General features: G+C 70.9%; 19 protein-coding genes. 9 read left to right on the top strand and 10 right to left on the bottom strand.

Features of this window, described 5'->3' with window-relative positions; all coding sequences use genetic code 11:
- Positions 1–348: 348 nt before the first annotated feature.
- Both I6A60_RS04170 and I6A60_RS04175 read left to right on the top strand, forming a co-directional pair.
- Positions 349–1,419 carry a helix-turn-helix transcriptional regulator gene (locus I6A60_RS04170; RefSeq protein WP_307873519.1) on the top strand — a complete coding sequence of 357 codons (1,071 nt, stop codon included), beginning with the start codon at positions 349–351 and terminating at the stop codon, positions 1,417–1,419.
- A gap of 3 nt (positions 1,420–1,422) precedes the next feature.
- A complete protein-coding gene (locus I6A60_RS04175) occupies positions 1,423–2,634 on the top strand; it encodes a hypothetical protein (protein ID WP_203022969.1) in 1,212 nt (403 codons plus the stop codon).
- 133 nt (positions 2,635–2,767) lie between these two features.
- Here the strand turns inward: I6A60_RS04175 and I6A60_RS42665 are convergent, their stop codons facing one another.
- The 4 genes from I6A60_RS42665 to I6A60_RS04195 all read right to left on the bottom strand — a co-directional run bounded on the left by I6A60_RS42665 (position 2,768) and on the right by I6A60_RS04195 (position 7,554).
- Entirely contained in the window at positions 2,768–3,259 is a 492-nt protein-coding gene (locus tag I6A60_RS42665; protein WP_203022970.1) for an N-acetyltransferase, read from the bottom strand.
- 306 nt (positions 3,260–3,565) lie between these two features.
- Positions 3,566–4,633 carry a helix-turn-helix transcriptional regulator gene (locus I6A60_RS04185; RefSeq protein WP_307873520.1) on the bottom strand — a complete coding sequence of 356 codons (1,068 nt, stop codon included), beginning with the start codon at positions 4,631–4,633 and terminating at the stop codon, positions 3,566–3,568.
- Between the two features lie 281 nt (positions 4,634–4,914).
- Entirely contained in the window at positions 4,915–5,985 is a 1,071-nt protein-coding gene (add, locus tag I6A60_RS04190; RefSeq protein ID WP_203022972.1) for an adenosine deaminase, read from the bottom strand.
- A gap of 132 nt (positions 5,986–6,117) precedes the next feature.
- Positions 6,118–7,554: an 8-oxoguanine deaminase gene (locus tag I6A60_RS04195; RefSeq protein WP_203022973.1), complete on the bottom strand. Its 1,437-nt coding sequence runs from the start codon at positions 7,552–7,554 to the stop codon at positions 6,118–6,120.
- Positions 7,555–7,601: 47 nt separating this feature from the next.
- On the opposite strand from I6A60_RS04195, the gene I6A60_RS04200 reads away from it, so the two are divergent.
- Positions 7,602–8,435, top strand: a complete 834-nt coding sequence (locus tag I6A60_RS04200; RefSeq protein ID WP_238434722.1) for an RNA methyltransferase — start codon at positions 7,602–7,604, stop codon at positions 8,433–8,435.
- Between the two features lie 206 nt (positions 8,436–8,641).
- Entirely contained in the window at positions 8,642–9,589 is a 948-nt protein-coding gene (locus I6A60_RS04205) for a hypothetical protein (RefSeq protein ID WP_203022975.1), read from the top strand.
- Between the two features lie 59 nt (positions 9,590–9,648).
- On the opposite strand, the gene speB is transcribed toward I6A60_RS04205, so the two are convergent.
- Positions 9,649–10,737: an agmatinase gene (speB, locus tag I6A60_RS04210; protein ID WP_203022976.1), complete on the bottom strand. Its 1,089-nt coding sequence runs from the start codon at positions 10,735–10,737 to the stop codon at positions 9,649–9,651.
- A 102-nt stretch (positions 10,738–10,839) separates the two neighbouring features.
- Here speB and I6A60_RS43335 point away from each other — a divergent pair, with 102 nt between their 5' ends.
- The gene (locus I6A60_RS43335) at positions 10,840–11,391 is read left to right on the top strand and encodes a DUF2752 domain-containing protein (RefSeq protein WP_307873521.1); all 552 of its coding nucleotides are present in this window, start codon (positions 10,840–10,842) and stop codon (positions 11,389–11,391) included.
- A 36-nt stretch (positions 11,392–11,427) separates the two neighbouring features.
- On the opposite strand, the gene I6A60_RS04220 is transcribed toward I6A60_RS43335, so the two are convergent.
- A complete protein-coding gene (locus I6A60_RS04220) occupies positions 11,428–12,132 on the bottom strand; it encodes a dienelactone hydrolase family protein (protein WP_203022977.1) in 705 nt (234 codons plus the stop codon).
- A gap of 216 nt (positions 12,133–12,348) precedes the next feature.
- Here I6A60_RS04220 and I6A60_RS04225 point away from each other — a divergent pair, with 216 nt between their 5' ends.
- The 4 genes from I6A60_RS04225 to I6A60_RS04240 all read left to right on the top strand — a co-directional run bounded on the left by I6A60_RS04225 (position 12,349) and on the right by I6A60_RS04240 (position 16,239).
- Entirely contained in the window at positions 12,349–13,173 is an 825-nt protein-coding gene (locus I6A60_RS04225; RefSeq protein WP_307873522.1) for an ATP-binding cassette domain-containing protein, read from the top strand.
- Positions 13,174–13,404: 231 nt separating this feature from the next.
- A complete protein-coding gene (locus tag I6A60_RS04230) occupies positions 13,405–13,893 on the top strand; it encodes a hypothetical protein (RefSeq protein ID WP_203022979.1) in 489 nt (162 codons plus the stop codon).
- A gap of 79 nt (positions 13,894–13,972) precedes the next feature.
- Positions 13,973–14,683: a helix-turn-helix domain-containing protein gene (locus tag I6A60_RS04235; RefSeq protein ID WP_203022980.1), complete on the top strand. Its 711-nt coding sequence runs from the start codon at positions 13,973–13,975 to the stop codon at positions 14,681–14,683.
- Positions 14,684–14,877: 194 nt separating this feature from the next.
- Positions 14,878–16,239 (top strand): ABC transporter substrate-binding protein, encoded by a 1,362-nt coding sequence (locus I6A60_RS04240; RefSeq protein ID WP_203022981.1) that lies wholly within the window; start codon positions 14,878–14,880, stop codon positions 16,237–16,239.
- Positions 16,240–16,374: 135 nt separating this feature from the next.
- Here the strand turns inward: I6A60_RS04240 and I6A60_RS04245 are convergent, their stop codons facing one another.
- From I6A60_RS04245 to I6A60_RS04260, 4 genes are read right to left on the bottom strand one after another with little or no spacing between them, the layout of a single operon-like run.
- On the bottom strand, positions 16,375–17,163 hold the full coding sequence (locus I6A60_RS04245; protein WP_203055563.1) for an ABC transporter ATP-binding protein: 789 nt from the start codon (positions 17,161–17,163) through the stop codon (positions 16,375–16,377).
- Positions 17,160–17,924, bottom strand: a complete 765-nt coding sequence (locus tag I6A60_RS04250; protein WP_203020311.1) for an ABC transporter ATP-binding protein — start codon at positions 17,922–17,924, stop codon at positions 17,160–17,162. The genes I6A60_RS04245 and I6A60_RS04250 overlap by 4 nt, the downstream gene beginning before the upstream one ends.
- Entirely contained in the window at positions 17,921–20,179 is a 2,259-nt protein-coding gene (locus I6A60_RS04255; RefSeq protein ID WP_203020314.1) for an ABC transporter permease, read from the bottom strand. Before I6A60_RS04255 ends, I6A60_RS04250 begins: the two co-directional genes overlap by 4 nt.
- A 4-nt stretch (positions 20,180–20,183) precedes the next feature.
- Positions 20,184–20,756 (bottom strand): hypothetical protein, encoded by a 573-nt coding sequence (locus I6A60_RS04260; RefSeq protein ID WP_203020316.1) that lies wholly within the window; start codon positions 20,754–20,756, stop codon positions 20,184–20,186.
- Between the last annotated feature and the right edge of the window lie 80 nt (positions 20,757–20,836).

The raw sequence follows: 20,836 nt of genomic DNA on the forward strand, positions 1-20,836 counted from the left end.
TTGCTCTTGCGCTACGGGGACGGACAGGCGCCCGGTTTGAAAGACGCCCCTGGTACATCGCGGCAACGGTGTGCCAGGGGTGTTCTGTGTTCTGGCCTAGCTGGACTCCACCTCCAGGTGATTCTCTCGACTTCAGCTGTATCAAGCTGTAATCTTGAAGTCCCACCCTATGACTTCAAGAGTCGAGTGGGGGTACAAATCACTCTAAGGCCAACTCCCCAACAAACCAATGCCCAAACCGACGCGGCGCGCACTGTCCCGTATGGTTGTCCGGGGGTTCGACTGTTAGGCTGCGCTAGTTCACAGATTCAAGGTGGCGCTGAAGTTCAGTGAATACAGGTGGAGGAGGTGGAACCCCTGATGTCCCACCCGCCCGTGCCGCTGGCCCGCCGGCTTCGGCAGCTACGCGAGTCTGGTGAACCGCGGCTGTCGCAGTTGATGGTTGCCAAGGCACTCGGCGTCTCGGTGGCGACCGTCTCCTCCGACGAGAACGTCGCCAGAGTCCCAGCCGGCAGGCTCGCGGCCTATGCCCGATTGCATGCCGCGCCACGGCCGGACGCGGAAGGCCTACCGCGGCTCGCCGGCGAGGAAGAGCTGACCGACGAGGAACGGACCGAGCGGGACGACCTCCTCGTCGAGCTCACGGCGCTCCACGAGGACGCGACGGTTCCGCTGCCGGAACTCGCTTCGGTTCCGGGGCTCGCGTCCCTGCCGGGCGCCTCGCAACGCCGTACCTGGCACTTCAACGACGGCGCGCCCGTCCGGATCATCTGCGGGCAGATTCCACCGGACGATCGGCCGCAGATGGGCCTCGCCGACAGCGTCAACTACACGGAGCTCTTCACCTACGCGGACGTGGACGCGCTGGTGGAGTTGTTCGGCCATATCCGGGCGGAGAACCCCGCGCTCGACGTGCGGTTCTTAACCTCGGCCAACATCACCTCGGACGACCTGTCCGCCCACCTCGTGCTTCTCGGGGGCCTGGGTTGGAACCAGTCGACAGAGTGGTACAACAGGCAGACTTCGTTCCCCGTGGTGCAGGTCGAGGACCCGGCCTACCCCGACGGTGAGGTCTTCGAGACGCGGCGCGGTGACAAAGCCACCCGCCATTACCCGAAGACCGCTGACTCGCTTCTCGTGGAGGACGTCGGGCTGCTGGTCAGGACGCCAAATCCGTACAACCAGGCGCGCACACTGACGATCTGCAATGGCGTGTATTCCCGCGGGGTGTTGGGTGCCGTTCGCTGCCTTACCGACGCGAATTTTCGGGATCGGAATGAGCAGCACATCATTGATAAATTTGGAGATGCTCCCGAGTTCGGCGTGCTGATGCGTGTCCCAGTGCACAGAGGGAAGACCGTCACCCCGGATCTCGTTAACGAATATTCGGTCATCTTCGAATGGCCGGAAAGGACCTGATCGGTGGCTGAGGTCGAAGGGCCGGAGGAGATCGGCGACAGACCCGGTGGTGGGAACTCGTCCATAGACCATCGGACCTCCCACCGCGATCTGCTGCGCTGGTGCGGCCCGGGCCGGGCCGATCGGCTGGACGCGATCGTCGTACCGGCCTCCCGCCCGGCTTACAGCCTGGTCGCCGCGATGGAGCTGGCCACCGCCGTCGGCGCCCGGCTGGTGGCGATGTGCAGCGGGAACGCCCAGGTCAGGAAGGTCGCCGAGGTCGCACGGGAGGTCCCGGGCCTCCGGGCGAGCGTCCTGGACCTGAGCACCTACCGGCGCGGCTGGCTGGACGACTTCCAGACCTCGGCGGTGGCCGCGGCCGTGCCTCGGCATCTGGGCGACCTGAGCCTGAAACGGAATCTCGGCCTCCTGCTCGGCGCCGCCGCCGGCTGGAGGTCTCTGTTGTTCCTGGACGACGACATCCGTGACGTGCGGCCGGAACTCGTGCTGCGCGCGACCGCCGGGCTCGCGCGTTTCGACGCCGTCGGCATGGTCGCCAAGAAATTTCCGGACAACTCCGTCGTCTGCCATGCCAACCGGCTGGCGGGCGGCAGCCAGGACGTATTCGTCAGTGGTTCGGCGGTCGTGGTCGATCCGACTAAGGCCCTGGGCTTCTTCCCACGCGTCTACAACGAGGACTGGCTCTTCTTCTTCGACACTCTGGCGAGGGGGAGGCTAGGAGCTACCGGGACCGTCCGTCAGCTTCCATACCAGCCGTTCGCGGACCCAAAACGAGCTGCTGCCGAGGAGTTCGGCGACATCCTCGCTGAGGGGCTGTGGACGCTACGGCACCTCGATCTCACGGATGTGGACGCGAACGTCGGCTATTGGCGGGAGTTCTTGCAGAGCCGCCGTGTTTTCATCTCCGCTGCCGCGGAAAGGCTGGAGACCCAGGGGCCACCGGGACCGGCGACGACGCGGGCGCTGACAGCGCTGGCCGCCGCGGAAAACACCCGGGCCAACATCCAGGCCGAGCAGCTTGCGGACTACCTGCAACGGTGGCGGCATGACCTGGCTGAATGGCGCGTGCTTCGCGCGCGGTTCGCCCAGTGCCCGACGCTGGACGACGGGCTCGCGCAGCTGGACCTCTCCAGCCGGGCGATCTCCATCGGCGACCAGAACGACTGCTCGCTGGCCGAGCCCGCGTCGGCGGCCAAGGTGGACGCGTTGGTGTGAAGTTGCAGCCCCAAGTCGTTTTCCCGCCTTTGGCAGGCGTCGGTGGTCGGCCCACGGGGGCGGCACGGTCCGTGCCCGTGGCGCCCTTGCCTGATGGCGGTCAGAACGTGGCTGGATGGGTTCCGGCTTCTGGCTACCGACCGGGCAGGCGCCTGATCATGCGCATCTCCTGGCGGCTGTCGTACGGCTTGCTGTGCCCGGTCCAGCTGAAACCGAGCCGTTCGTAGACGTTGATGGCCGCCTTGTTCTGCTCGAAGACCCAGAGGGACAGCGACCGGGCGGACTCGACCGCCGCCCAGCTGGCGACCGCCTCAATGAGTTCGCGGGCGACTCCGCGTCGTCGCCAGTCTGGTGAGACCCAGAGGCTGAGGAGGTGGCGTTCGTCGACGTGATCGGCCAAGGGTGCCGATCCCGCGGCGAACCCGATCTGGCTATGGCCGGCCTCGGCGACGAACCAGCGGCAGAGGTTCATCTGTTCTCGCCAGTAGGAAGCGGTGCGTAGACGTTCGCGTCTGACGCTCGGGCCGAAGGCTTCGGGAGCCTCTCGCAGTGCCCGTAGCCGGAGCTGACGGAGCAAGGCCCACTCCCCGTGTTCGAGCGTGCGGATCTCGACGCTGTGGGTCACCACTACCACGGTGGCAGATTCGCTTGTCCGGTTCATCCGTTACAGACCGGCGCGAACCGGGAGCTGCGGTGGGCTGCCGTAGGCTCTGGCGTGTCCGACCGAGCTAGGCCGTGATGGTCGCCGGCGCGTGATCAGGATCGCTAGCTGGCGGGTCGAGGCGGCCCGAGCCCGATCGCTGAGCCAGGCGCCGTTCCCGAGCGCACGGTGCGGGCTACTCGTTCAGGTCGAGGAAGCGCAGGGCCTCCGGCAGCCGAGCCTCGAGGTGCAGGTCGGCGCTCGTCAGTTGGCCACCCTTCCCAGTGAACCTCACCTGTCCGGCCACTCGAAGAGCCTGATCCACGGATTGCCGAGTTCGGGCGTCACCGTTCTCCCTCTGTTGATAGGGACCCGGAACAGCATGCAGTACCGTGGTGTGCCTTCGAAACGGCCGGCGAGGTATTCCTCGTTGCGTTCGCGCAGAACTCGGTGACTGAGCAGTCGCACCGCGCCCAGGACACCGCGAGAATGAACTCCGTTGCAGATGGTCACGGTGGCGGTCAGGTTATAGGGATTCGGTACCCGAGCGAAATAACCAACATCCTCGACATACCGTGAGGTCGTGCCTTTGTTGAGCTGGGCCCGGTACTGAGGCTTGAACTCCCTGGTCTCGGCCCCGTCGAGTGGCTCGACCACGAAAATTTCGCCGTCCGGGAAGTCCGGGTGTTCGACCTGCCTCACAGGCAGGTCGTCGAGCACCCGTAGAAAGGACTCGGTCATGTCGTTCCACTCGAGGCCACCCACGACGACGACGTGGTGGGAGAAGTCGTCGTCGGACATGTCGTCGGGCTGCATGAAGCGGACGTCGGCGGTGGGGTTCTCGGCGCGGATGTGACCGAAGAGCTCAACCATGGCGTCGAGGTCCGCGTAGCTCAGGAGCCGAGTGAAGTTCGAGTCGGTCGGATCGGCCAGGCGGGAGACGTCAGCAACCGGGATCTTGCCGCAGACCAGGCGGATGGGGATGTCGTCGGGGAAGTGCCAGGTCCTCCGCCGGGTGTGTGCTTGCGCCGGCGCGCCATGGTCGCGCAACCGGCTCAGCTCCGCGAGCAGCGCGTCGCGTTCGGCGAGCTCTCCGGTGGAGAGCTCAGCTTCGGTCAAAACGCGGACCTGGCCATTGGAGATGGAGCGCGACGTCGCGAAGAGGGTGGCATACGTGCGCAGCTTGTCGTCTCCGGGTGCGGCCTGGCCGGTCTCATAACTCGACACCGTGGTCTCCGCGACGACGAGGAGCCGGGCGAGCGTCGCCTGAGTCAGCTGGCGCGGCCATTGACTGGTCCGCAGCTCTCGCAGGCGTCGCGCGAGAGGCGTCCGCCTTTGTCCTGGAGACACGCCGACCACCTCCCGGGCGATCCCAGTGAGCCTATCGTAACCCAACGTACGCCAAAGGGGCCGTATTGGGGACTATAGGTTGGGTGGCCGACCGGCTGACCGAGATGCACGACTGCACGCCGCGCTCCCATAAAGCGCGGGGTCTGGTGTGAAACTCCGGCCCATTGTGCGCCGGAGTGTTCGAGATCTCTTGCTCGCTGGCCGCCCGGAACGGACCGTGCGGCGTTTGGAAGCGATCAATGAATCGGGGCAGCTTGGCCCTCGGGCGCCGACGGCGTCACAGGCCTGGGTCAGGCCGTCTCCAGGCGCCTGGACAGGGCCGCAGCCTCCGTGACGACGCGGTCGCGCAGGTCGCGCTTGCCGGTGTCGTCGAGCCAGGTGGCCTCGACGCCGTCCAGCGCGATGCCGACCATGTCGTCGAACCGGTAGCCGAACGCGTCGGCGACCGAGAAGTACTCGTAGCCGAGGTCCAGGTCGGTCATCGCCGGGTCGTCCGTGTTGAGCGTCGCCAGCAGGCCGGCCGCGCGCATCTTCGGGTAGGGATGGTCGGCTAGCGTCGGGAACGCGTTGGCGATGCGAATGTTGGAGTTCGGGCAGACGGTGAGCGGGATCCGTTCGGTGACGAACCTGCGGACCAGCGCCGGGTCGTCGATCAGGGAGAGGCCATGGTCGATGCGCTCGGCGCCGAGTACGTCGACGACCTCGGCGATTGCGGACGGCGGTGAGTTCTCGCCCTGATGCCCGGTCAGCCGGAAGCCGAAGCCGGCGGCGGTTCGGTACGCCTCGGCGAACGACTTCGGGTCGACGCCCAGTTCGGTGGAGTCCATTCCGACGCCGAGCACGCGCTCGATGCCCGGAGCGCCCGATCGGCGTAGCTCGCCCAGTTCGGTCACCAGCTGAAGGCCTGGCCCAGGGCCGAACGCCCGGTCCATGTCCGCGATGAGCATCGCCTTCGAGCCGGTCTCCGCCTCAGCCGCGGCGATCCCGGCGGAGAGCCCGGCGACGATGTCGGCCAGCCGCTGACCGGCCTCCAGGTGCCGCGCCGGGGTGAAGAACATCTCCGCGTAGACCCGGCCGTGCCCGGCGGCGTCCACCACGCTTTCGTAGCCGAGCCGGGCCCAGTCGTCCCGTCCGCCCAGTGTCGACTGGACCAGCCAGAAGATGGCCAAGAACTCGTTCAACGAGCCGTAGGAGTACAGCTCGTCCAGGTTCTCCGTCGGCAGCGTCAGCCCGTGTCGTCGGGCCAGTTCGAGGACCGTTCCCGGCCGCATCGTGCCCTCGACGTGGCAGTGCAGCTCCACCTTCGGTAGCAGGTCGAGTGCGGTGGCCAGCGTCAGCGGCTCGGTCGTGCTGGTGCCCATGCCCGCCATCCTCGCCTCTCCCGTGCTGTCACGCATGGGCCAGGACCGGGCCGGTCACGCATGGGCCAGGACCGGGCCGGTCACGCATGGGCCAGGACCGGGCCGGTCACGCATGCGTCGGGACCGGGCCGGTCACGCATGGGTCGGGATCGGGCCGGTGTCCTCGACGGCCGCCTGGATCCCGCTGGCGATGGCGCGGTGCCGGGCCAGCATCTCGTCGAGCGCGGGATGCGTCGGAAGCCCGTTCTCGACGACGAGCCTTCCGGCGACGACGGTGTGCCGCGCGGCCACCGGCCCGCAGCGCAGCCACGCCTCGATCGGGTCGGACAGTGCGCCGGCGAAGGCCACCCCGGTCAGCGGCCAGACGACCAGGTCGCCGACCGAACCGACGGAAAGCTCCCCGATCTCGCCGACCCGGCCCAGGCAGCCCGCGCCACCGCGTGTCGCGATCTCCAAGGCGTCACGGGCCGACATCGACGCGGAACCGTGCCGCAGTCGACCCAACAACATGGCGTTGCGCGCTTCCATCCACAGTGAGGCCGAGTCGGCCGACGACGACCCATCGCAGCCCAGGCCGACCGGAACCCCGGCGGCCCGAAACTCCCGGATCGGCGCCAGCCCACCGCCCAGGATCATGTTGCTGCTCGGGCAGTGCGCCACTCCGGTACCCCAGGCGCCCAACCGGGCGACCTCGGCCTCGTTCGGGCAGATGCAGTGCGCCACCCAAGCCCGGCTCCCGCCCCAGCCGACCTCGGCGAAGTGGTCGATAGGCCGCCGGCCATAGACCGCGAGGCAGTACTCGTCCTCCTCGGGATCCTCGGCCAGATGGGTGTGCAACCGGACGTCCAGCTGTTCGGCCAGCTCAGCGGTCGCCTTCATCAGCTCCGGGCTGACCGAGAACGGCGAGCAGGGCGCGAGCGCGATCCGCACCATCGCGCCCGGCGACGGGTCGTGATGCGTGGCGACGAGCCGGGCCGACTCGGCCAGGATCTCGTCCGGGTCCTGCACGACCGAGTCGGGCGGCAGGCCACCGTCCTTCTGCGACAGCGACATCGACCCGCGCGTCGGGTGGAACCGCATGCCCAGCTCGCGCGCCGCGGCGATCTCCGCCCCGATCAGGTCGCCGCCGCCCTTCGGGTGGACGTACAGGTGATCGGTCGAGGTCGTGCAGCCGCCGAGAGCCAGCTCGGTAAGCCCGATATAGGCCGAGACGTTGACCGCTTCCTGGTCCAGTCGCGACCACAGTGGGTACAGCGTGGACAACCACTGAAAGAGTGTGCCGTGCAGCGACGGCGCAAAGGCTCGAGTCAGGTTCTGGTAGATGTGATGGTGCGTGTTGACCAGCCCGGGGGTCACGAGACAGCCTTCGGCCTGAACCGTGCGCCGGGCCCGCGGCGGCGGGTCGCCGGCGGCACCGACGGCGTTCACCAGCCCGTCGGTGATCGCCACCCAACCGCCGGGCAGCTCCCGGCGCTCCGCGTCGACGGTGGCAACCAGCTCGGCCCCGACGACCAGCAGGTCGGCGGGCCGGTCGGCGGTGAGAGAGGGAGCATCCGGTTGCGCGGTCATGAGCGCCGATTCTGCTGGCCTGGGATTACGGCCGCATGACGGCCTCGATGCCGCCTGACCCCCTGCCTGCGTCGATGGCGTTGACGATCATTCCGGTCGACGATCCGGCCGACCCGAGGGTCGCCGACTACGTCGCCCTGACCGATGTCGTGCTGCGACGGCGTAAGGAGCCGGCCGAGGGGCTCTTCATCGCCGAAGGCGAGCGGGTGATCCTGCGGGCGCTGCGGGCCGGATACCGGGCGCGTTCCGTGCTGGTCTCACCGAACCGGCTCGACGCCGTCCCCGCCGAGCTAGGCCCTGATGTTCCGGTCTACCTCGCCGGTCCCGAACTGATGGCCAAGATCACGGGCTTTGAGGTGCATCGCGGTGCGTTGGCGGCCATGGCCCGTCATCCCGCCCGCGACCCGGCCGAACTGCTCTCCTGGGCGCTGCGCGTCCTCGTGCTGGAGGATCTCGTCTCCCATACGAACCTGGGGGCCGTGTTCCGCTCGGCCGCCGGCCTCGGCATGGACGCCATCCTGCTCAGCCCGCGCTGCGCCGACCCGCTCTACCGCCGTTCGGTCCGCGTCTCGATGGGTGAGGTGTTCGCCGTCCCCTACGCCCGGCTCGACCCGTGGCCCTCGGCCCTCGGCTCGCTCGCCGACCGTGGCTTCGAGACTCTCGCGCTCACCCCGGCCGCCGACGCCGCCGACCTCGCCACCCTCCGCCCTGCTCCGGACACGCGGCTCGCCGTCCTGCTCGGCACGGAGGGCGAGGGCCTCTCCGTGGCGGCCCAGTCGGCGGCCACCCGCCGCGTCCGGATCCCGATGGCCGCCGGCGTCGACTCCCTCAACGTCGCCGCCACCGCCGCCATCGCCTGCTACGCCCTCGGCCGCCGCTGACGGTCTGGGCGGGTCGCGGGCCGCGTGCCTCGGTCGGTGCCGCGGGCGACGGCCCAGGGACGATCCATCCGAGGTAGACGACGGAATCCCACCGCCGGCCCAAACCGTGCGGCGCGCCAACGGGACCGATAGCCTCGCCCCCCTGTTCGACTTTTGTCCGTATATGGCCTGGGCGACGGCGTGATCCGGGCGAAGGGGGCGGACCGATGCGCGAACGGCGCTGGAGCGGTGCACGGCCACTCGTGGCGCTGGCCGCGGTCCTGTGCGGGCTGGCGGTCGGCGGGTGTTCCGCCACCTCCGTCGACAACAGCGACGCCAGCCGCCGGGGCTTCGTCACGACGCCGACTACCACCGCCCGCTCCACCCAGGCTGCGGTGTCCCCGTCGCCCGGCGCCGCCGAGCCGGCCACCCCTGGCTCGACGGGAGTGACGCCGGCCCCGCCCGGCAGTGCATCCGGGGCAGCGACACCGGCGCCGTCGCGTCGCGGTCCCACGGCCACGTCCAGGGCGGTGACCCCGGCCCAACCGGTGACGGCGTTGGGCCGAGCGACCGTGACCATGACCTATGTGCGCGGCGGTTTCGTCGACGTGCTGGTCGTCGGAGAGACCGGTCGCCCGGCACCCACCGGCAGGGTCACGGTCACCGACGGCCGCGCGCTCTCGGACGTGTACGCGCTGACGTTGCAGCCCGGGCAGAACGGGTCGACGGCCCGAACCCGGGTTACGCAACGGGACCACGAGATCTGGGCCGACTACGCGGGTGACGCCCAGTACGCGCCCGCCCGATCCGCCACCCTCTTCCAGCCGATCTACTCGGTGACGATCACAGTCGGGCCGGTTCCCGCGAGGCAGCGCCTGGGGGTCGCGTTCACCGTGACGGCCAGCGTCCGCCCGACCCAGCCGGGCGGACCACCGCTGATCGGCAGCGTGCGGTTCCAGTACGACGGTAAGGACGTCAAGGTCCCCGTCCGCGACGGCTCGGCCAGTGGGTCGCTGACGCCGACCAGTCTCGGCTGGTCCTCGGCTACGGTCACTTACGGAGACGACGACCTCTACAGGGGGCCGTTGGCGACCACGGACGCGATCTTTATCTACGAGCAGGCGTCCGCGGCCGACCTTCCCACCGCCGCGCCCGCACCGGGCACCAATCCCTGACGGAGCCCGGCCGGTTCCGCGGGACTCTGGGCGGCGGGCCTCCGGCCGTCGCTCAGGCCCTAAGGCGCTGTGCCCGGGAGGTCGGGGACGCCGCCGGCGGCGGTGCGGCGGCGGTGGGCCAGCGCGGCGAAGACCTCCATCGCCACCCGGTGAGCGCTGTTGACCGTCGTGTCGGCGTGGTCGAAGGGCGGCGAGACCTCGACGATGTCGGCGGCGACCAGCGGGGTGTCGAGCGCGATCTGGCGGACGGCGCGCAGCAGGTCGGCCGGGTTCATCCCGCCCGGTTCGGGCGTGCCGGTGCCGGGCGCGAACCCGGGGTCCAGCACGTCGATGTCGACGGAGAGGTACAGCGCCTTGCAGCCGTCGACCGCCTCGGCGATGGCGTCCGCGATGACGGCGCGCGAGCCCCGTTCCCAGACCTCGTGCATCAGGTGCCAGCGCAGCCCGTTCTCGCGCATCCAGGCGAAGACGTCCGGCGGCGGCCAGTAGCCGCGCAGGCCCACCTGGACGAAGTTGCGCCCTCGGACGGCGCCGGACTCGATCAGCCGGCGCATCGGGGTGCCGTGGGAGGCGAGGTTGCCGTCGATGATGTCGGCCGTGTCGGCGTGGGCGTCGAAGTGCAGCAGGCCGACCTCGCCCCAGCCGACCGCCTCGGCCACGGCCGTCGCCGCCGGCCAGGTGATCGAGTGGTCGCCGCCGACGATGAGCGGGAAGATCCCGTTTCTCGCCACCTGGTTGACCTTGGCGCGGATGTTGGCGTGAGACGCCTCGGTCAGCCCGTGCGGGCAGTGCGCGTCGCCGGCGTCGACGACGTCCAGCCACTCGAAGATCTCGATGCCGAGGTCGAGGTGGTAGGTGCCCGGGTCGTAGGCCAGGGCACGCAGCGCCCGCGGGCCGAACCGGGCGCCGGGCCGGTGCGTGGTGGCGACGTCGAACGGGGCCCCGACGACGGCCACGTCCGGGCGTCGGGCCAGCAGCTCTGCCTCGGTCTCCAGCCACGGCCGGCCGCAGAACGTCGCGAGGCCCGCGTAGCCGGGGCCGTCCGGCAGCTCGGCCGCCGCCTCCCGCGCGGCGTACGGCGGCACCGGCGCACCGGCCGGCGGCGCCGGGTGGGCGTCCACACCCGGCCGATGGTGCGATCCCGTCATCGGACCTCCGCTCTCGCCCGGATCCTGGGGCGACGGCTACGCTGCCGAGTATGTCCGTCCACGGCCGCGTCACGCGGACCCGCGCACCTGGGATCGTCCGTGGTGTCCGTTCCCGCTGAGCCGGCCGGACCAGGCCGCCCCGCCGATCATCCGAGCGTCGCGCCGACGAGCGCGGGGCCGACGGGTGCCGTGCCGACCAGTGCAGCATCTGTCGGGCCCGAGCTGCCGTCGTGGCCGATCCGCAGCTGGTCGCGCCGGGCCCGGCTCGCCGGGTACCTGGGCGTCGCCGCCGTCGCGGTGGCCGGTTCGACGATGATCTACCTGGTCGACCCGGCCCAGCCGGGGCACTATCCGCCCTGCCCCTTCAAGTGGGCGACCCGCGGGCTGGACTGCCCGGGCTGCGGATCGATGCGGGGCCTGCACCAACTGCTGCACGGCCACATCGGCGCGGCGGCGAACTACAACATCCTGCTGGTCGTCGCGGCGCCCTGCCTGGTGGTCGGGTGGTTCGTCGCGGTCCTGCGCCTGCTCGGCGTCGGCGTCCGGACGCCGAGGATGCCGAGCCTGCTGAACCGGGCGATCCCGATCGCCGTGATCGCCTTCTGGATCATCCGCAACACGCCGGGCCCCGTCGGCCACTGGCTGCACTCATAGGCCTCCCGGCGGCCCCTCCCTGGCGGCCCGGGCCCGTCAGCGCAGGTGCTCGCCGAAGAAGTCCAGGATGCGCCGCCAGGCGTCCTCGGCCGCCGGACCGTCGTGGTGCATGCCGATGACCTTCCCGACCGGGCCCGAGAGGACCGGGTAGCGGTCCATGAAGGAATGCCCGGCCTTCGGGTACTCCTTGACGTCATGCGGCGCGCCGGCGGTGGTCAACGCGGTCTCGATCTTCGCGGCGGCGCCGCGCAGCCCAAGGTCGCGGGCGCCGTAGCTGGCGACGACCGGGCAGGCGCCGGCGAGAAGCTCGTCGAGATCGCCCTTCGGCAGCATGCCGTAGTTCGGCGCCGACGCGTCGAAGCCCCGGGTCGCCGCCATCAACGCGAACCCGCCGCCCATGCAGAACCCGACCACGCCGATCCTCCCGGTGCAGTCGTCGCGGGCGGCCAGGTAGGCGCGGACGGCCTCGAGGTCGGCGTGCGCCGCTCCCGTCCCGGCGACCGCGGCCCTGATCGTCGCCCGCACGCAGCGCAGCCCACCCGCCGAGTAGAGATTCGGTACGACCGTGACGTAGCCGGCCGCCGCCAGCCGGTCGGCATGCCCGCGGGCGTTGTCCGTCAGCCCGAAGGCGTCGTGCGCGATGACGATTCCCGGCCAGGGGCCGCTGCCGGCAGATGGCGTCGCGAGATATCCGCCCAGTTCGGGCGTGGTGGTCCCACCGGGAATGGTGACGGCCGGCATCGGTGCCTCCTGATCACGTTCACGTCTTGAGCCCTGTAGCCCCGGCTGAGAGGGCCGCCGGGCTGGGCCCGGGCCGGCGACTGAAAAGGCGTCCGGTCGATTGCCAGGCCCGCTTGCTGGAGGAAGCAGGGATTCGGTGACTTGTTGGGCTTCGCTACAGTTCGGGAGTCCGGCCAGGCAGCGGCGGCACCTGTGGGGGTGAGGATGGCGCATGGCGTGAGCACGCGTGCGGGCGAGGTCAGGCTGGTGGGCCTGACACATCATCTCCCAGGGGCGGCGGGCGCCGCGGTGGTCGGCGTGGATCTTTCCGTCGCCGCTGGTCAGTCGCTCGCGCTGGTCGGCCCGGTGGGCGCAGGCAAGACGACCGTGCTGCGGCTGGTCGCGGGGCTGGAGACGCCGACTGACGGGCACGCGCTGGTGGATGGCGTCGACGTCGCCGGGCTGTCGGTGGCTCGCCGGCCGGTCGCCGCCGTGTTCGGCCGCTACGGCCTCTTCCCGTTCCTCGACGTCGCGGCCAACGTCGCCTTCGGGCTGCGCGGCGGCGCGCCCGAGCTGCGCGGTCGTGCGCCGGCGACGCCGGCGGGCCAGGCGGGGACGGCGCGGCGGGTCCGCGAGGCGCTGGAGCTGGTCCGGATGGGCGACTACGCCCGCCGCCGCCCGCCGCAGCTGTCCGCGGCCCATCAGCAGCGGGTGGCGATCGCGCGGGCGCTGGTGCGGCGCCCGAAGGTGCTGGTGCTCGACGAGCCGCTCGGGTCGCTGGACGACGAGGGCCTGCGCGTCCGCCTGGCCGAGGACCTGCGCGTGCTGCACCGCCAGGTCGGGGTCACGTTGCTGTACGCGACGCGGTCGGCCGGCGAGGCGTCGGCAGTCGCGGACCGGGTGGCCGTGCTGGCCGAAGGCCGCCTGTTGCTGGAGGCGCGGCCGGCCGACGACGCGGTGGCGCGGTCGGGCTGCGTGGAGAACCAGACGGACGCGGCTTCGACGGGCGACGCGCTGCTTACCGAGGATGACGGAACGGACGCGGGCGCGCCCGCGGCCTGACCTCCGGCATACGGTTTTCCCGGACGAGGCGGTCGCGAACCAGTTTCTGCCGCCCGGTATCGAAGTTGCGGCCCTCGGGCCGACCCGGAACAGGTGCGGGCGCCGGGCGCTGATTACCGCCGTTCCTGCTGGGAATCGCTCGGGCAAGCGACCCGAGTACCGGCAGACGGGCAGCCCGCGCCGGCGCACCGGGATACCGGGGCCTCGACCCAGACCCACCGGGAGGCAGTGATGACCGAGCCCGCGGAGTATCCGCAGAACGGCAGTGACCTGTCCGGCGTTCTCGACGATGTGCCGTTGACCGTCGAGGAGAGCCTGGACAGCGACGATCTCGGTGACACCGACGCGGGCCTGGACCCTCTCGACGACAGCTGGGACGCCCCGGACCGGCCGAGCGAGGAGGTCCGGGCGCGGCCGACCGCGACCGAGCTGCTCGCGGGCACGTCGCTCGACGACCAGCTCGCCCAGGAGGTCCCGGACGTGGACCCCTACCTGGACGCGGAGCGCACCGAGTCGGGACTCGTACTGGACGACGACGTCGCGGGGATCGGCACCCCGTTCACGGACGGCGACCCGGACCCGCGGCCAGCCGGCCTGGTCGCCGACGGCGGTCTGCTCGGCGACCAGCTGACCGGCAGGTCCGTCGCCCGGCCGCTCGCCGCGACCGGCGATCTCGGCTGGCCGCTCGCCGCCGAGGACGACGCGCTCCACCTGGACTGAGACCCAGGCCGGTCGCGCGAGGCGGGAAGAAACACCCCGCTGGTCCGGGAGGTACGGATAACGTATAGCGTCCAGCTTCGTGGCTACTGTTGCGGACCGGATCCTTGGCCATCTGGCCGAGGCACCGGGTGGTTTGGACGATGGCAGGCTCGCGGAGGCGATCGGCGCCAGCCGCAGCTCTGTCAACAATGTGTGTCGCAAGCTCGCCGAACAAGGGCGACTTGTGCGTGCCGTCGGAACCGACGGCAAGATCGTGAACCTCATCCCGAGCGGCCCTTCAGCCGACGGGGCCGCTGGCGATGGTCTGTCGGCCGTCCCGGGCATCCCCGAGGCGCGCCAGGGCCAGGACGACGTGCCCGGCATTCCGGCGGCCCGGCTACCGGGCGACGACGGGATTCCGGTCGAGCGGGCGACCGAGGCCTCCGAGCCGGTCGTGGCTGAGCCGGTGGCGGCCGAGCCGCTCGCCGAGGAGCCGGCCGCTGTCGAGGAGCCGGCGCCCGTCGAGGAGCCGGTCGTCCCGGAGCCAGTCGTCGCGCCGGAGCCGGTCGCGACGGCCGAGCCGGTCGTGGCCGAGCCGCCCGTCGAGGTCGCCGAGGTCGCCGAGGTCGAGATCATCGCGGAGCCGGTGGAGCCCGTCGCGCAGGTGGACGAGGCCGAGATCGAGGACGCCGAGATCGAGGACGCCGACGTCGAGGATGTGGCGCCGAGCAGCGCGCCCGCGCCGGCCCCGACGAGCTCCGCGAGCGGCGTGCGCCGGTCCTGGTGGCGGCGTCTGCTGCCGTTGCGTTAGGAGACACCGCGGCGCGCGTTCGACCCCCGTGGGGTCGTCGCGTGGCGCGGTTGTGATCTCGCGGAAAGTTGTCGCGGCTGGTCTAGCTGGCCCGCCAGTCGCGCAGGGTGTGAGCCGCGTCCCGGCCAGTGGGTGCCGGGGCGGCGTCGACCGGACGTAGCGTGGCAGCGTCACGGAACTAGTCAGGGGAGAGCATGTCTATCCGAGCCCGAGCGCTCGTCGCCGCTGTGGCGCTGTCGACGCTGGCGCTCAGCGCCTGTGGCAGCCGAGTGCACGACGGGGGAAGCACGTCAGGCGGCGGCGCGACCACTGGTGCGGCGACCGACGCCACGAACACGGCCTCCGACACGGGCGTCACCCCGACCTCGATCAAGGTCGGCGTGATGACGGGCCAGGACGGCTTCCTCGGTGGGGACGTGTTCTCGTCCTCGCTCTACGGCGCCCAGGCGTACTTCGACAGCCTGAACGACGCGGGCGGGATCAACGGCCGCAAGGTCACCGTCGACCCGTGCAACGACAAGAGCAGCCCCGACGGCAACGTCACCTGCGTGCACAAGATGATCGACGACGACAAGATCTTCGCGATGGCCGGCACCACGTCGTTCCAGTACTCCGGTGCCCAGTACGTGAACTCCAAGGGCGTCCCGGACGTCGGCGGCCAGCCGGTCTCCGGTAACGCGTACAACCAGTACCCGAACCTGTACTCGATCTACGGTGGGTTCGGCTACCCGCGCGATGGCAAGTCCCCGGGCTACAACGGCCAGCTTGTCGCCGACACGCAGGACTATCGCTGGTTCAAGGACAAGCTCGGCGCGAAGACCGCCGCCATCGTGTTCTTCAACATCGGCCAGTCCCAGCAGTACGCGCAGCAGATCAGCGAGGGGCTGAAGACCGAGGGCTTCAAGGTCATCCCCGAGCAGCTCAACCTCTCCCTGCCGAACTATGACGCCGCTGTGCTCGACATGAAGAAGAACGGCGTCGACCTGGTCTACGACGCGCTGACGGCGGACGCGAACGTGAAGATCTGCCAGTCGATCCAGTCGCAGGGCATGCCGCTTAAGGCGAAGATCACCACCACGCAGAGCTGGACGGACGACGCCGGCGCGCAGTACGCCTCGACGCCGACCTGCCTGGACAACTTCTACGCGGTCAGCCAGGACCAGAACTACAACAACGTGAGCGACCCGGGGGTCAAGGCGTACCGCGACGCGATCGCCAAGTACTTCCCGGACCGGGTCAAGAAGATGAACATGTGGATGTTCGAGGGCTACCTCTCGGCGATGTGGCTGAGTGACGCGATGAAGTCCTGCGGGTCCGACCTGACCCGCAAGTGCGTCACGAACTACATGAACACCACCACGTACGACGCGAACGGCCTGATGATCCCGCGGGACTTCAAGCCGGTCGTCCCGGCACCGAAGACCGAGGTCGGCTGCCTGAACGTCGTGCGCTGGACGACGAAGGCCCCGACCGGTGTGGCCGGCTGGACCTCGCAGACGAACGACATGGCTAAGAACTGCTTCAACGTCCCGACCTACAGCATCCCGGCCACCTAGTCGCGGCCAGCTAGCCCTGAGGGGCGGTCTCCGGGAAAACTCCCGGTGGCCGCCCCTCAGCCGTAGGGAGGCAGAAACACCAAAGCCGGACCACCCGTGGGAGTGGTCCGGCTTTGGCGACTAACTGGGCTGTCCTTAGGCGTTCGCGAGCTCGGCGGGATCGCCGACGAAGGAGCGTTCGCCGCGGTGCAGGACGTAGGCGATGTCAGCCATAGCGAGCGCCGCGTCGGTGTACTGGTCGGCGAGGATCACCGTCGTGCCGGCCGCGGCGATCGTGGCGAGCCACTCGAACAGCTCGGCGGCCACCTTCGGCGACAGGCCCAGTGAGAGCTCGTCGACCATCAGGACGGTGGGCCGGGCCAGCAGCGCCCGCGCGAGCGCGAGCATCCGCCGCTCGCCGCCGGACATCGAGCCGGCTCGCTGCGGCAACCGGTCGCGCAGCTTCGGGAACGCGTCCAGCGCGGGGGTGATGCCGTGCGGGTTCCCGGTCGCCTCGGCGACGACCAGCAGGTTGTCGCGCACCGAGAGGCTCGCGAACACGGCCCGCTCGTCCGGCACCAGCAGCAGCCCACGCCGGGCCCGGTCGAGCGCGGACAGCTTGGTGATGACGTCCCCGCGCCAGGCCAGCGGGCCGCTACGCAGCGGCACCAGCCCGGCGAGCACCCGCAGCGTGGTGCTCTTGCCAGCTCCGTTCACGCCGAGCAGGGCGGTCACCTTGCCGGCCGGAACGACGAGGTCCAGGCCGTGCAGCACCTCGACGGCGCCGTAGCCGGCCCGCGCGCCGGTCAGCCGCAGCTCGATGCCACCGGGCGCCGGCGCGTGCGGCACCCGGCCGCCGACGGCGGCCGCCAGCGCGGCGGCCGAGCTGCCGGCCGCGATCGCGTCGGCGTTGTCCAGCGGCGCCCGCGGGGGAGGAGTGCTCATGTCATCGCTCCCTGCGCGAGGTACACGGACTGAACGGTCGGGTTGGAGCGGACCGTCGCCGGGTCGCCATGCGCGACCACCTTGCCACCCACCATCGCGTAGACCTGGTCGCACACGGTGAACACCAGGTCGACGTCGTGGTCGACCAGGACGATCGCCACGCCGGCGTCGGCGATCCGGCGCAGCAGCTGGGAGAACCGGTCGGTCTCCGCGCCGTCGAGGCCGCTCGCCGGCTCGTCGAGCAGCAGTACGTCCGGGTGGGTGCACAGCGCCCGGGCGCACTCGGCCAGCCGCAGCGCCCCGGTCGACAGCGAACCGGCGACGGCGGCGCCGAGGTCGGTCAGGCCGAGCGAGGCGAGCATGTCGTCGACGACCTGCTCGTACTTGGGATTGCGCCGGATGCCGAGGCCGAACAGGCCACCGGCATAGTCCCGCCGCCGGTTCTCCACGCCGACGAGCAGGTTCTCCCGCACGGTCATGCTGGTGAACAACGACGGCACCTGGAAGGTCTGCACCAGCCCCAGCCGGGAGCGCTTGTCCGGCCGCAGCTTGGTGATGTCCCGGTCGCCGAGCATGACGCGGCCCTCGTCGGGCTGCTCGACGCCGGTGAGCAGGCTGAACAGCGTCGACTTGCCGGCGCCGTTCGGCCCGATCAGTCCGGTGATCATCCCGGGCGGCGCGGACATGTCCACGTGGTCGACGGCGGTGAGCCCGCCGTAGCGGCGGACCAGACCGATCGCCCGCAGTTCGGCGCGGCTCACCGGTGGCCCCCTTCGACGTGGTTGCGCGAGCCGAAATCGCCCGCGCCGACCGTCGCGCGCCGGTCGACGTCACCGGCGGCGCCGGGGCCGGCACCGTTCGGGCGGACGGGGGCCGGCGCGGAGCGCGCGGTCCCGCCCCCGCCGACCAGCCCGAGAAGCGTGCGGCCGAACGGCGTGAGCGCCAGACCGCGGTTGGCCGCGACCCGGTCGGCGGCGGCGACGCCGGCCGTCGAGCCGGTCGGCCACGCCGACGCGCCCGCGGGCTTCGTTCCCGCGCTCGACGGGGCGACGGCTCCAGGGCTCGCCGCCGCCAGACCCGCGGGCGCCGGCGCCGGGATTCCCCGGATGGGCGAGGCGGGTGCGACGAACTGGTCGGCGAGCTGCTCCGCGACGAACCGGATCAGCCCGCGGACCGCCGAGGCGAGCCCACCGGGCAGCCAGCCGAGCGCCAGCGCCAGGATGCCGACGGCCAGCGTCGAGGAGCCGGACGGCGCCATCACGTCGATCGCGACGATGAAGGCCGCGCCGACGATCGCGCCGACCGCGCTGTCCGCGCCGAACACGATCACGGCCGTGAACCACAGCAGGCTCTGGATCGGCTGGAAGGTCTCCGCCGAGAAGGACGACGCGCTGTACGCGAGCAGCGCGCCGCCCAGGCCCGCGACCACCGACGACATGGTGAAGGCCAGCAGCTTCAGGTTGCGGACGTCAACGCCGACCGCCGCGGCGCCACCGGTGTTGTCCCGGACCGCGAGCAGGGCGCGCCCGAGCCGGCCGCGGTGCAGGTTGCGCACGGCCAGCATGCCCAGGCCCAGGCCCACCAGCTCGATGACGTAGAAGGACTTGTCGCCGAGCTGCCAACCGCCGATGTACAGCGGGTTCACGGTCAGGTTGCCGGCCAGCGACGGCTGCTCGAAGACGAACCGGCTGACGACGGCACCGACGGCGAACGTGACGAGCGCGAGCGTGAGCCCGCGCCGCCGGATGGCCGGGTACCCGGTGACCAGCCCGATGGGGGCGACCAGGATGGCGCCGACCAGGATCGCGAGCAGCCCCGGCAGGTGCGGAATGCCGACCATCCCGGTGGAGGCGAGCTTCATCGAGAAGAGCGCGCCGAGTCCCGCGTAACCGGCGACGCCGAGCGAGACCTGACCGCTGTACCCGGTGACGATGACGATCGACAGGAAGATGAGCGCCAGCGCCGGGACCATGAACGCGTGCCGCAGGTCCGACGGCGCGAACAGCATCGGCGCCAGCAGCATGACGAAGCCGGCGACCCGCCAGACCAGGTCCTTGCTGCGCTCCGCGACCGTGCCGGTGTCCTCCTCGCCGCCGCGGCTGGAGAAGCTGCCGGCGGAACCGGCGTCACCAAGCTCGCGCAGGTTCGGAATGGCGAGCAGCAGCACCAGCAGGACGACCACGAACAGGTTCGACCCGAGCGTCCGGTAGGCGTCGGCCAGACTGCCGTCCACGGTGAACTGGGTCAGCTCGCTCTGCAGGATGCCGATCGCGAGACCCGCGAACACGGCCGCCGGCAGGCTCACCAGCCGGGCGGCGACGACGACGGCGAACGTCTCGAGCACCACGAGCGAGAGCGAGTAGGGCGAGAGCGAGACCCGAGGGGCGAGCAGGATGCCGGTGAACCCGGCGAGCGTCGTGCCGAACGCCCAGCCCGCCGCGGCCACCCGGTCGGCCGGAACCGACGAGAGCTCGGCCAGCTGGCGGTCGTCCACGACGGCGCGCATCTGCCGGCCGAACTTGGTGCGGCTCTGCAACAGGCCGAGCGAGACACACGCGACCAGGATCACGATCAGCGTGCTGATCGTGTCGACACCGACGTGGTGCCCGCCGATTCCCACGGACTTGTTCGGGAACACCGCCGGAGTGTCGGTCTGCGCGCCCAGGCCCCAGATCCCGGCGCACATGCCGAGCGTGAGCACCATGACGCCGAGGCTGGCCACCAGCGACTCGGCCGCCGAGGCGCGCCGACGTGCCAGTGGCCGGAAGACGAGCCGTTCGAGCAGCACACCGATGCCGGGTGACAGCACGGCGAGCGCGAGCACCGCCGACAGCCAGACCGGCAGGCCCCAGACGACCGCCATCTCGCGGTAGACGTAGGCGATAAGGGTCGCGATACCGCCCTGCGCGAGGTTGAGGACGCCGTTGGTGCGGTAGGTGACCAGCAGGCCGATGCCGGAGAGCGCCGCGATCGCTCCGATGGCGAGGCCGGCGATCGCAAGGTCGATGCTGGCCACCGGGTCAGGCGACCAGGATTGGCGCGCAGACCGAGCAGGGCGACAGCCCACGCGCGGAGACCTGCGACGGCTCGACCCGCTGCGCCGACTTGCCGGCGAGAAGCTCGCAGCCCGGCCGGTGGAACGTGCGACCGCCCGACACCGCGTAGACCGAGCCGTCGTCGGCCGCGGCCGGTGCGGGCGTCGGCGCCGGGAGGGCGACCGGGGCCGCGACGGCCGTGGCCGGTGCACCTGGCGTCGCGTTCGCCGCGGCCACCACCAGCGCGTGCAGGTCGTCGACCTGCTCGGCCAGCCGTGCCTGCGCGGCCGAGGCGCCGCCGCCGCGGGTCGCCTCGATCCGGTCGGCGATCAGCAGGGCGCAGCCGATGAGGACCAGGGCAAGCCCGGTCAGCCCACCGGACGCCAGGTAAGGAAGCTGCAGTCCAGGGTCGCTCTCCGCCGAGACACCCAGGTAGCAGCTGAGCAGCAGCACCCCGCCGGCGGCGATCACCACCCAGCCGCGAAGAGCCCGGACGACGTCCACCACCAACCGCGAGGTGGACCGCGACCCGGTCGCGCCAGCGCTCTGTTCGTCCACTGTGTTCCCCCAGGAACGTGTTCATCCGGAAGCCGGGCGGGCGCGCCCCGCTGACTTCCGCCAAGGTGACCCCCGCCACG

It is taken from the genome of Frankia sp. AgB1.9, from assembly GCF_016786355.1.
GTDB lineage: Bacteria > Actinomycetota > Actinomycetes > Frankiales > Frankiaceae > Pseudofrankia.